Origin of the sequence: uncultured Chloroflexus sp. (assembly GCF_937129525.1) — a bacterium.
Taxonomy (GTDB): Bacteria; Chloroflexota; Chloroflexia; order Chloroflexales; family Chloroflexaceae; genus Chloroflexus.
The window spans coordinates 13,491-26,094 of sequence record NZ_CAKZNK010000082.1 but is presented as its reverse complement, the minus strand read 5'-3'; the positions used below and the strand labels follow the sequence as shown (position 1 = coordinate 26,094).

Sequence of the window (12,604 nt, the reverse complement as noted above, 5' to 3'; positions counted from 1 at the left end):
TCATGCTCACTTGGAGCGACATCTGGTCATACATCCGTATCATGCTGCGCTGGTGGTGGGTTGCCGCGCTTGCCACTATCCTTGCCGCCGGAGCTGCACTGATCTTTGTGATGCGACAGCCCGACTACTATGTCAGCCGGGCAACCTTGCGAGTTGGTGATACGCTCTCAACCGCAGCGCCCGATCCGCAAAGTCTGGGACTGAGCAATACGGTTGCCGGTTTTTACGCCGAAATGGCGAAACGCGCAGTGATTTTAGCGCCGGTAGTGGAAAAGCTGGCTCTGCCATTTCCATGGCAGGTGATCAGCACCTATATGCTGTCAACCGGCGTCAATCGGCAGGCCAGTTTGCTGGAAATAACGATCACCGATACGAATCCGCAACGCGCGGCAGCAATTGCCAATGCTATCGCCAGTGAACTGATTGTGTTCGGGCCGAATTCACCTGAGAATATCGCAGCCCAGCGCAACCTGCTGAATGAGCAGATCGAGCGCAGCCAGCGTGAGATTGATTTTCTCGAACGCCAGATCGAGCAGACCCGCGACATGATTACGCAGGCGACAAGCGCGACCGACCTGCGCGAAGCGCGTAACCGGCTCCAGGAACTTGAACTGTCGCTCAACAATGCGCAAAATGCATATGCCCAATTATTGCGCTTGCAAAACACCAACCTGGTCAACACGCTGGCAATCTTTGAAGCGGCACAGGCGCCGGCTGCTCCATTGCCGAATAAACGCAATCTCACCGTTGCTATAGCCGGACTGGCCGGATTGTTATTGGGACTGATCGCATCGTTTGGGCTAGAAGCGATTGATACGCGCTGGCGTAATCACAATGACCTGCGGAGTCGGTTTGGCTTGAACTTTCTCGGTAACGTGCCGGGTAGACGACCATTGGTCAGTTTGAGTGATGAAACGGCCCAAATGCGCGCTTCGGCGGTGAAAGAAGCGCATACTCAGATTGTCCTGGCCGGATTGCCACGCAATGCTCGCATATTGATGGTGAGCGGGCCGCGACCATCAGATCAACGTAGCGCCCTGGTCGTTGACCTGGCGTACTGCTACACGTTATCTGGTTATCGGGTATTGCTGGTTGACGCCGAAACCGAGCAGGCAACCCTCAGTAACCTTTTCGGCGATACGAGCAAAGTTCTGCAACCCATCACGATTGAAGGCGAAGCGCAGGTCTGGTCAAGCTTACAGGCAACGCCGCTAAAACACGTATTGCTGCTGGCGCGCAACACTGACGAATCGGGTCGGCCATTGCCGCCATCACAACCGTGGCCGGTACTGGTCGAGGGCTTGCAACGCGCCGCTGACATCCTGATCTTTGATGGGCCATCAACCTTAAGCGGTGTTGAAGCGGCGCTGCTGGCTCCGCTGGTCGATGGGGTTGTGCTCGCGCTTAAGCCAGATGCAGATAGCAGTCTTGACATTCAGCAGAGCCTGAAACGTCTGACGTTGAAACGAACTGACAGCGTGCTCGGCGCGGTGATGCTGACCGATGAATTCGTTCTCCCGCAAGCGGATCGGCCACGCCTACCGCTCCCCACATTGCGCTGGCTATTGAGCGATACGCCGTTACGATTACTGTATCCCGGCAAAACAGCGCAGACTGGAAACAATCTCGATCAGCAAGCTGAACACGATACTCAGCACACCGAAGCTGAAGCCAACGTTATTCAGCAACCGATTGAGCCGATAGATGCCGCTTCCCAAACGATCGCAATGCCAACGGGAGACGACCGGCGTATTATCATCACGCCATCACCCGCTGATGACTCGATCGTCGTTACGATGTCGGTAAACGAAGCAGAGCAGAGGCACGAATCGGTTGAGATCGGCCTTACCCGCGCGGTGGGTGAAGCCCTCGCGCGCCCACATGATGAACCGCTTGAGGCAAGGCAGGCTCGCGCAGTGGGAGAAGCGCGCCATATTCCAGTCAACACACAAATTGCCGCCAGCGAAGAAACTGTATTACCAGCATCACCAAAAGTCCGTCGCCGACGAACGCGCGATAGCCGCCGGCGCCGAACCTGACACCGACGCTTATGCACTATCTGTACCGATCGGTTACGAGACGAACCTTTTTGACCGGTATGTTGACTGCTGCCGGTTTGGGGGCCCTCGCTACATACAGTGCCGAGCACTGGCCGCTGTCGGAACCGAACCTGACCTCGTACCCTGTTGAGATAGCGCCGGTCAACGGCGTGGCGCCACTCTTGCTGGTTACCGACCCGGCGCCACGGCCTGATTTCACTGCTTATCTGGGCGAAATTCTGCGAGCGGAGGGATGGCTCGGTCTGCGCCAGATCAGGTTGCGCCAGCTTGATCGACCGATTGAAGGCGCCGTAGTCGTACTGGGTTCGACACCACTCGGTACCGAAGGGAAAGAGTGGCTACGCCAGTTTGTCAGCGCTGGCGGGGGATTGATTGGAATCCGACCTGATCCGGCGCTGGCCGACGTGTTTGGGGTTGCTTACACCGGCACGGCGCGGATTAACGATTTCTTCAAACCGACAGCAGCGACCGGAATAAGTGGACCGCTTCAGCTCCATACCGTCTATGACCGAATCGAATTGCGTGGCGCGGAGATCGTCGCAACGAGTGGCAACGGCGATCCGCTGGTGACGATACATCGATTCGGGGCCGGCATGGCCGCGCTGTGGACGTTTGACCTGGCGCGGACGATTGCGCTGATCCGACAGGGTAATCCGACCTGGAGCAATCTGGAGCGGGATGGGATGGATGGCGTGCGGGCCAGCGATCTGTTTACAGGATGGATCGATCTGGAGCGAATTGCGATCCCGCAAGCTGATGAGCACCAGCGGCTTTTGAGCCGCATGATAGAAGAAGTCAGTCCGGTACCGTTGCTACGGCTCTGGTATTTGCCAGATAACGCACCGAGCGCAATTATCGCTACCGGCGACGCTCATGGCAGTCGAGTCAGCCACATCGAACAACTGCTCCGCATCGTCGAACGACATAGCGGTACGGCTTCGATCTACTACACGCCACCACCGACTGATGCAAATGGCAGACTGGCGCGTAAGCTGCGCTGGATGCTCGGTCAGACACCGCTGATCGGCTCTCACATTGGCGGTGATGATCCGCTACCGGCACCGTATCACGTCGCCGCCTGGCGCGAGCGCGGCCATGAGTTCGGTATGCATCCATATGTTGAACATGGTCTGGCGGAGGGGTATTACCGGCACTGGAGCGAATTTCTAAAACTCGGCTACGGCCCGGTACCGCCTACTGTGCGCACTCACCGCATTCTCTGGCACGGTTGGGTCAAGAATGCCGTGGTGCAGGCTGCATATGGCATTCGCATGAATCTTGATCACTACCATAGCGGCCCGACGGTGCGTAAAGCCGATGGTACGTGGACGATGGGCTATCTGAATGGGAGTGGCTTGCCACTGCGGTTTGTTGATGAAACCGGCACTGTGATTGATGTCTATCAGCAGGCGACCCATCTGGTTGATGAGCATCTGATGCCGGTGTTTCAAACCGGCTACGAGGTTGGATTGGATGGCGCCGGCGCAGCAGCGCAGACTATTGCGCTGGTAGCCGCCGGGATCGATCGCTATCCGACGGCGTTTGGTTTGCAATGCCATGTTGACCCATTCTTGCTGGGTGAGCCGATTGCCGGTGAAGTCGCGCACTGGCTCGATGCGACACTGGCTTACGCTGAGGGGGCGCGTATTCCGATCATGGCTGCCGAACGCTGGCTCCGCTTCATCAATGCGCGCAATCAGAGCGATTTCAGCGATCTTAACTGGAATGGGCAACGACTGAGCGGTGTAATGACCACTCCGTCTGCACCGCTGCCACTCACGCTTCTCATCCCGGAAAGCCATCGCCATACTCGCTTACGGGCCGTACAGGTCGCCGATAACCGTCAGGCGCAACAGCAACGGACGATTGCCGGCAAGACATATCGAGCCGTAAGACTGGTCAGTGGACAACAACAGGTGATCATCGATTATAGTTGAACGAAGTGAGCATTGTATGACGTTTCCAACGCTGCAATCATCTGGCAAGTATTTCGGTCTCACGCTCTTGAGTGGAAGCATCCTCGCGCTTCAGATCTCATTCACCCGCATCTTCTCGCTGATGATCTGGCACCATTTCACTTACATGGTGATCGGTATTGCCTTGCTCGGTGGTGGTGCGGCAGGCACGTTCCTCGCAGTGCGGCGTTGGGGACCTGATAAACTGCAACAACAACTCGGCTGGTTGGCGTTACTGTTTAGCCTGACCAGTCTGAGCAATCTCCTCGCTATCAGCACGATTGCCATCGATCCACTCCGCGCTGCGCAGATCGTTTGGGCGATCATCGGACTCGGCATCTATTTCATCTGTCTGTTCAGCACCTTCTTCACCGGCGGACTCGTGATTGCAGCCATTTTCGGGCGTTGGGCCGGCGCGGCGCATCGGCTCTATTTTGCCGACATGCTGGGGGCAGGATTGGCGACGGTAACCGTATTGCTGGTCATCGAGGCGCTCGGCGGCCCAGCGGTGATCGGTCTGGTTGGATTGATTGGCGTGGTAGCTGCCGCTTTGCTCGGCTACAAAGCGAAACCTCGCTGGCTGTTGCCGGCAATCATGGTTGTGGAAGGATTGCTGCTGATTGCGCTTATTGTTCGTCCGCCAACCCTGGCCGTGCCCGGCTCGAAAGAGCTGGGGTGGGCGATACAGGCGCAGCAGGCAACACCTGAGTTTACGCGCTGGGATGCTGTGGGACGGGTCGATGTGATGCCGGAGATCATCGTCACCGAACCGATGATTGTTGGCGCAGTCAGTTCGAGTTACCCGCAAGAGGGCCGACCTGAATTGCCGCTGAAGCTGGTGACCATAGACGGCACCTCGATGACCGGCATGTATCAGTTCGACGGCAGTGAACGCGATCTGGAACGGTTCCGCTTTCTCGATCACGCCATCATTAGCGCAGTGTATCAATTGGGGGTAGAGCGTCCCCATGCGTTGTTGATCGGTGTCGGTGGCGGGCTTGACATTCTGCTGGCGCGCCGCTACGACGCCGAACGGATCACGGCTATTGAACTCAATCCAACTATTGTCGAGCTGCTCAAAGGGCGTTACGCCGACTACACCGGTCGCATCGCCTATCACCCATCGACCGAACTGATCGTCGCCGAGGGACGCAGTTTCCTCAGTCGCGCGACCGAACGGTACGATGTGATTCAGGGCATCGGGCTAGACAATCTGGCTGCGTTGTCGGGTGGCGCTTACGTGCTGGCCGAGTCGTACCTCTATACCGTTGATGCCTTTGAGCAGGCACTGCATGCGCTGACACCAAACGGGGTAATTTCCTGGACGCGCGATGTTAACAGTCCACCCCGTGAAATGCTCCGCTTGACCGGGCTGGCCGCCGAAGCGTTGCGGCGGATGGGGGTGAGCGATCCGGCGCGCCATATCGTCGTTATCGCCAATGAGAGCGGGAGAAATGCCACACTGCTGGTCAGCCGGTCGCCGTTCCGCGCAGAACAGATCGAACAACTGCGCGCATGGGGGGAAAGTCACAACTTTACAATGCTGCATGATCCATTCTCCCGGCTCGATACGGTCTTTGCCGAATATCTGCACGCGGCTGATCCACGCGCTTTTGAGCAGGCATATACTTTCCAGATCTTTCCGGTGACCGACGATAACCCCTTCTTTTACAACTACTTTCGCTGGGAGAGTCTGCACTTCGACCGCAACTATGAAGGTCGGCTCAACCGTTTCCCGATCGGCAATCTGATCTTGATCACGATGGCCGTCTTTGCGCTTGGGGCTGCCATTACCTTCATCATCTGGCCACTCGCGCGTTACCAGCGTGACGGTCTGCGCATACCCGGCGCTGCGCCGGCTCTGGCGTATTTCAGTCTGTTGGGAGCGGCCTACATGTTCATCCAGATCGTCTTGATCCAGCGTTTCACCCTCTTTATCGGCTATCCGATCCACGCTACAACGACAACGATTGCCAGTATGCTGGCCTTCGCCGCTGTGGGCAGCTTGCTGTTTAGCAAATATGTACGCTCCGCGAGCAGATTACGATTGGTAGGACTGGGGATCGCCGGACTGACCACGCTCTACATCTTCGCGCTACCGGTTTTGTTTGATATGTGGCTCCAATGGCCGGATCCGGTGCGAATTGTGGTCAGTGCGGCACTGATTGCGCCACTGGCCATCATGCTGGGGATTCCCTTTCCGGCGGGATTGCGGCAACTTAGTAGCCGCGCGCCTGAGCTGGTGGTATGGGCCTGGGGAATGAACGGTGTCTTTTCGGTGCTGGGTTCGGTATTGGTGATTGTGGTGAGTATGGCGAGCAATTTCACAACTGCAATGTTTGTCGGCGCAGCCGGTTACGCGGCAGCGGCTATCGCAGGCGGTACGCTCTGGCGCGTGGCGGTAGAAGGCAAACAGGCGCTTTCAGCTCCAGCCGAGGCGAAGGCGCTGGTGAAGACCCCATAAGCCCGTCAACGCGGGATGCCGTCAGGAGGAAACGTCATGAGCAGCGTGAGCATTACCGGAGAAACCAGGGCGTCGGTTGCGGCACAGAGCGCTACAGGGCAGCGGATTGTGGCCATCGACGCGCTTCGCGGCATTGCGCTGCTGCTCATGGCGCTCGATCACAGCGCATTTTTCGTCGGTGCCAGTATGCAGGCCGAGTCATACGGCGGACAGCCGGTAGTATTGCAGAGCGCAGCGTACTGGCTGAGTGGCCTGCTCACCAATCTGGCCTCGCCGATCTTCTTCTTCCTGGGCGGTTATAGTCTGGCCCTCTATGCCGCTGCGCAAGCGCGACGCGGGCAGCCGCAATATACCACGACCAGATTTATGGTGATTCGGGCGCTGGTCATTCTCTTGCTCGATGTGACGGTTTGCGCCTGGTTTTGGCGCGGCGCTACGCCATACGTACACGTGCTGACCAGTATCGCCGCAGCAATGTTGATCCTGGCCGGATTGCGTCACCTGCTCTCTCCGGGTCAGATCGGGGTGTTGGCAATTGGCACACTGCTGCTTCATCAGGCGATCATCGGTTCCATCGCTACTGAGCTGGCAAACAATGCGCCACAATCGTTCTGGCAAGCCTTTTGGCTCACATACAGCTACGACACCCGGCCTGCCATCGGTTTTGCCGTGCTGGGATGGGGGCCACTGCTCTGGCTCGGTTACGCGCTCGGGCACTGGCAGGATCATCCAGCGTTACGACAACCGCAACGATGGGCGCAGATCGGGATCGGTTTGCTGGCCCTCTGGTGTGGATTACGGCTCATCGGTGGTTTTGGTGATCTCGGCTCATTTGCAACAATTGGCGGCACACCAGTCCATCTGTTTGTCATGAGCAAAGCGCCACCCAGTTTGAGCTACTTCGCATTCAATCTAGGTCTTGCCGCATTCCTGCTGGCACTCGCTTATGCGCGACCAACTCTCTTGACGACAGGTTGGTTGCGCTGGCTCCCGCTGGTTGGTCAGGTATCCCTCTTCTTCTACGTTGCTCATATCGTGCTCTACCATCTCATTGCTCTGCTGCTTAGCCTTCTGCCAATGAGTGGCCCCCGCATCATCTGGGGGTACAGCGCCTGGTTGATCGGCCTGGCCGCGCTCATCCCGCTTGGTTACTGGTACCGTCAGCAACGCAAGCGCTATCCACGTCTGTTGAGCTACTTGTGATAGCGCGTGCAGGAAGCGGGGTGACGATGGAGTCATCTCGCGACAGTTCTCTGTTTAGCAGGATGTTAAGAGGGAATGGTAGGTTAGAGCTATGGGCAAGCGCTTACCGAAAACGCTGGTCGTGGCTACCAATCCACCGGTGCCGGAGCTGGCAGCGACTGTGAGCGCCGGCAAGCATCCGCGGGTTGATTATCTCGAGCTGGCCGCGCACTTTCGCCGTCAGCACGTTGATTACGGAATTGTGCGACCGCAGCGGCTAGTGCAGCACCTCGAGCAGATGTTGCGGATGGATCTCCGGCTGGCAGCTCGGGTCGCCTGGCTGGTGCGACGAGAAGGTTACGAGGCGGTGGTCAGCCTGTCAGAACGTGTCGGAATCCCACTGGCGTTGCTGCTACCACGCGCGGTACGCCATCTGGTCATCTTCCATCATGGCATGTCGGCGCAGAAGCTCCGCCTGATCCGTGCCTTGAAGTTGCAGTACCACTGGGATGTGACGGTAGCGATCAGTCAGGCCGAGGCTAAGGGCATGCAACGCGCATTGAACATAGAACCACAACGGATGATAGCGCTCCATACACCGGTTGACACCAGCTTCTACCGGCCAGCTATCGGCGCGACGACAGCTACGGTCGTACAAAGTCTTGGATTATCACACCGCGACTACCCGACCTTCATTCAGGCGATGCGGCGCTTACCGCATATCCCATGCCACTTACGGGTGGGAAGTAGCTGGGTCAGCGGCGCTGGTGGGCACGAGCGGGAACAGCTTCCGGCAAATATCAGTCTCGAACTTTTCGTGCCGATCGATCAGTTGCGTTTGTGCTATCTGCAAAGCCGGATCGTCGTCGTGCCAATCCGACCAACAACCCAGTGGAGCGCCGGCTGCACCTCGGTTCAGGCCGCGCAGGCCATGGGGCGACCGGTGGTTGCTACGCGCCGTCCAGGTCTGGCCGAATATGTGATCGAGAACGAGACGGCGCTACTGGTTGAACCGGGCAATGCCGAACAGATGGCCGCTGCGATTGCCACGCTCTGGGATAACCCGCAACGCGCCGAGCAGATGGGTCGGGCCGGACGCGCGCTGATGAACGAGCGTTTCGCGTTCGATCAATGGATGCAGCACATGACCGGTCTGGTGGAGTGGATGATGGATTGCCCGATCAGGGCAGTAAATGCAGGAAAAACAGGTTCAGTTGCATGAATCAGCTTGTCCGCACTGTGTTACGCAATTCGGTTGCCGGCATGGTCGCTCAGCTCGCGATCAAGGTACTTTCGTTCTGTTTTTCGATCATGATTGTGCGGCAGTTGGGCGCAACCGACTTCGGGCAATACGCTGCCGTGATCGGCTTCGGCAGCGTGTTCCTGTTTATCGCCGATCTGGGTCTGGCGCCGTACACTGTGCGGGAAGTTGCCCGTCTGCGCACCGAACCGGATAGCCTCAACCAGATTCGCAATCTCTACGCCGATATATTGAGCTTGCGCTTAATCCTGGCGGTGGTGGCCGGTCTGATGGTGATTAGCGCTGCCATCCTGACCGGTCGGCCATGGTTGATGATCGGCGCCATCGCGCTCAATGCTATCACCCTTCTGATGTATGCAGTACATGGCAGCAGTGAGGCGGTACTGGCCGGGTTTGAACGCCTCGATCTGACTGCCGGGATGCAGGTGGTCAACCAGTTGATATTTGTCACTCTTGGCGGATTGGCGCTCTGGCTAGGGCTGGGTTATTATGGCCTGATCTTGGCCACAATGATCGGTGTTGCGACGATGACCACAATGGTCGCGCGCGCGTTGTGGCGTCTGGGGGCGCGACCGGGACGCTGGCAACGCGAGCGCTGGCTGCGTCTGTTGCGCGCCGCTTTTCCCTTCGGAGTAATCGGGCTGACCCTCGGTCTGTCATACCGGTTTGACACTGTGGTCTTGAATGTGAGTTTCGGGGATACCGAAACCGGTTACTACAATGCGGCCTACAACCTGATCTTCGCGCTGGTCACCCTTTCAAATGTTCTCAATACGGCGTTATATCCATCGCTTTCCCGGCAGGCTAAACTCGATCCGGTTCATTTGCCGCGCATCTACGAACGGATTCTGAGCTATCTCCTGATTGTTGCCCTTCCGATCACAGCCGGCGGATTCATTCTGGCAGAACCAATTGTCAGCCTGCTGTTCGGCGACACCTATACCGCCAGCGCTCCCCTCCTGGCAGTGCTGATCTGGACATTGCCGCTCATGTTTCTGACCGAATTTCTCGGCTACGTCGTGGTGATTGCCGATCGAGAAGCGCTGGTTGCGCGGGCGATTATGGTTAGCAGCGCAGTGAATGTAGTGGCAAACCTTCTCTTCACCCCGCGCTACGGCGCGCCGGCAGCAGCCTTGATCACCGTGATGACCGAAGCGGTGCTCGCCATCCAGTACGGCTGGCTGCTGCGTGATCAGTTGCGCTTGATGCGCTGGCAACCGATTGGGCGGGCTGCCATTGCGGTCTTCCTGATGGCTATCGCCGTCTACCTGGCGCGGGAGTGGCCGGTGTTGCTGGTTATCAGCGGTGGCGGCGCGATATACGGCAGCTTGCTTGTCGGATTGCGGGTCATCGGGGCGGAAGAAGCAACCTTTGTGCGTAATATCCTGACAGCGCGTCGGTAGGAGAATGAGCAATGCGTATCTTACTGACCGTCCACCATTTCCCTCCTCGCTATAGCGCCGGCGCTGAGTTGTACACCATGCGACTGGCGCGCGAGCTGTTGCGGCGCGGTTGCGAGGTTGAAGTGGTCTGCGTTGAAACGCTCGATCCAGATCAGGCCTTCGGCTTGCGGGCTGAACGCGATCGCTACGAAGGGATTCCGGTGTGGCGCCTGCACCTCGGCTTACGCGATGCGCCGGCGCACTGGAGCTATGCTAACCCGGCGATTGAAGCGTGGTTGAGCGAACGGATGCGCGTCTGGCAGCCGGATATTATGCATCTGCACAGCGGCTACCTGATCGGCGTTGGCGCGCTTACTGCTGCGCGCGAACAGGGCATTATTTCGGTTGTTACCCTGCACGATTACTGGTTTCTCTGCCCGCGGATCACGCTGTTGCGCGGCGACGGTTCACTCTGCCACCAACCACCCGCCGATCCTGCTGAATGCGCCTGGTGTTTGCAGCTCGATCAACGACGTTATCGGCTACCGGAACAGATCAGCGGCGGCCTGGCCGGCAAGGCCTGGATAGCGCTGGCCGGACATGCTGGCCGCGCCGCTCTGCGCGAACGGCGCGAAACGCTGCGACAAGCGCTGAGCCAGGCCGATCTGGTCATTTCACCATCGCACTTTCTGGCCAGTCTGTTCAGCGATCTGCTTGCGCCTGAGCAGTTGCGTGTCTTGCGAATCGGGATTGATCATTCGCGTCTCAGCTCGATCAGGCCGGTTCAGGCAGGTCCCATCTTACGATTGGGCTATATCGGTCAGATTGCGCCACACAAAGGGATTCATCTGCTAATCATGGCTCTGAAAAGTTTGCCACGTGGCGAACCAACTGTTGAATTGACAATCTTTGGCAATACCGGGCAACATCCGACCTACACACGCCACTTGCGACAATTGATCGGCGACAACCCGCACATCCATCTGGCCGGCAAGTTTAGCCACGATCAATTGCCAGAGGTGCTAAGCAAGGTCGATGTGGTGGTTGTGCCATCGCTCTGGTACGAGAACAGCCCGTTAAGCATTCTGGAAGCGCATGCTGCCGGGCGACCGGTCATCACGGCGCGCCTGGGTGGAATGGCCGAACTGGTGCGCGATAACGTCGATGGGCTGCATTTCACGCCCAATGATCGACGCGATCTGGCCCGTCAGTTGCAGCGGTTGCGTAGCGAAAAAGGATTGTTAGAGCGGCTCCAACAAGGGATTCAACCGCCGCCATCGATCGATGATGAAATGAAGATGCTGATACAACACTACACAGCGTTGCTTGAACGCCGCGCTTCAATTCGGGGGCAGAGCCAATGACACCGCGCATTGCGATTGTCGTCTTAACCTACAACGGAGTAGCCGATACGCTGGCCTGTCTTGCCTCGCTTGGCCGGCTCACCTATCCGGCTGGCGCCCGTGATGTGATCGTGGTGGACAACGCCTCACATGATACCACCGTCGCGCAAGTGCGCAGCACATTTCCCCAGGCAGTGGTGATTGAGAACGGCGCTAATCTCGGTTTTGCTGCCGGCAATAACGTTGGCCTCCGGTATGCGCAGCAGCAAGGTTACGATTATGTCTTGTTACTCAACAATGACACCGAAGTTGCGCCGGATATGCTCGATCAGCTTGTAGCAGTCGCGGCTGCCGATCCGACCATTGCCGCCGCAGGGCCGATCATCTACTACCACGCTGCGCCGCAGCGGGTCTGGTCGGCGGGAGGGAGCATTGACTGGCAGCGCGGCATTTGCCTGATGGCCGGTGAAGAAGAGGATTACGGTCAGTACGTGGCGCGGCGGGTTGATTTCGTTACCGGTTGCGCGATGCTGATCCGGGTGGATGCGCTGGCGACGGTTGGTCTGTTTGATGAGCGATTCTTTATGTACTTCGAAGAGACTGAATGGTGTGTCAGAGCAAGCCGGGCCGGTTATCACTGCTATTTCACACCGGCGGCAAAGGTCTGGCACAAGATTCCGCTCAACGCCCGCTTTGACCGCGAATATCTGGCGTACTACATGACGCGCAACCGACTCCTCTTCCTGCGCGCAACCAGGGCGAGCTGGCAAACGTGGCTCAATGTGCTGATCGCGCAAGATCTGCGCACATACCTCAGCCTGTGGTTGCGGCCAAAGTGGCGGACACGCAAAGGGCGGATCGGCATGGGGTTGGGCTGGATCGATTTCTGGCGCGGGAGGTTTGGGCCGGCGCCGGCCCTGGTGATGAGAAAGGCAGACTGATCCGGATAGGAGATGA

Annotated in this window: 8 protein-coding genes; all 8 read left to right on the top strand. The window is 58.0% G+C overall.

Annotated features, from left to right (window positions below; all coding sequences use genetic code 11):
• Positions 1-2: 2 nt before the first annotated feature.
• The 8 genes from Q0650_RS10260 to Q0650_RS10225 all read left to right on the top strand — a co-directional run bounded on the left by Q0650_RS10260 (position 3) and on the right by Q0650_RS10225 (position 12,588).
• A complete protein-coding gene (locus Q0650_RS10260) occupies positions 3-2,039 on the top strand; it encodes a tyrosine-protein kinase domain-containing protein (RefSeq protein ID WP_298818615.1) in 2,037 nt (678 codons plus the stop codon).
• A 59-nt stretch (positions 2,040-2,098) separates the two neighbouring features.
• Positions 2,099-3,997: a hypothetical protein gene (locus tag Q0650_RS10255; protein WP_298818641.1), complete on the top strand. Its 1,899-nt coding sequence runs from the start codon at positions 2,099-2,101 to the stop codon at positions 3,995-3,997.
• A 16-nt stretch (positions 3,998-4,013) separates the two neighbouring features.
• The gene (locus Q0650_RS10250; protein ID WP_298818613.1) at positions 4,014-6,479 is read left to right on the top strand and encodes a hypothetical protein; all 2,466 of its coding nucleotides are present in this window, start codon (positions 4,014-4,016) and stop codon (positions 6,477-6,479) included.
• A gap of 36 nt (positions 6,480-6,515) precedes the next feature.
• Positions 6,516-7,682, top strand: a complete 1,167-nt coding sequence (locus tag Q0650_RS10245) for a DUF1624 domain-containing protein (protein WP_298818610.1) — start codon at positions 6,516-6,518, stop codon at positions 7,680-7,682.
• Between the two features lie 91 nt (positions 7,683-7,773).
• Entirely contained in the window at positions 7,774-8,883 is a 1,110-nt protein-coding gene (locus tag Q0650_RS10240; RefSeq protein ID WP_298818608.1) for a glycosyltransferase family 4 protein, read from the top strand.
• Positions 8,880-10,325 (top strand): flippase, encoded by a 1,446-nt coding sequence (locus tag Q0650_RS10235; RefSeq protein WP_298818606.1) that lies wholly within the window; start codon positions 8,880-8,882, stop codon positions 10,323-10,325. The genes Q0650_RS10240 and Q0650_RS10235 overlap by 4 nt, the downstream gene beginning before the upstream one ends.
• An 11-nt stretch (positions 10,326-10,336) precedes the next feature.
• Entirely contained in the window at positions 10,337-11,668 is a 1,332-nt protein-coding gene (locus tag Q0650_RS10230) for a glycosyltransferase family 4 protein (protein WP_298818604.1), read from the top strand.
• Positions 11,665-12,588, top strand: coding sequence for a glycosyltransferase family 2 protein (locus tag Q0650_RS10225; RefSeq protein ID WP_298818602.1), 924 nt, complete (start codon positions 11,665-11,667; stop codon positions 12,586-12,588). The genes Q0650_RS10230 and Q0650_RS10225 overlap by 4 nt, the downstream gene beginning before the upstream one ends.
• Positions 12,589-12,604 lie beyond the last annotated feature (16 nt).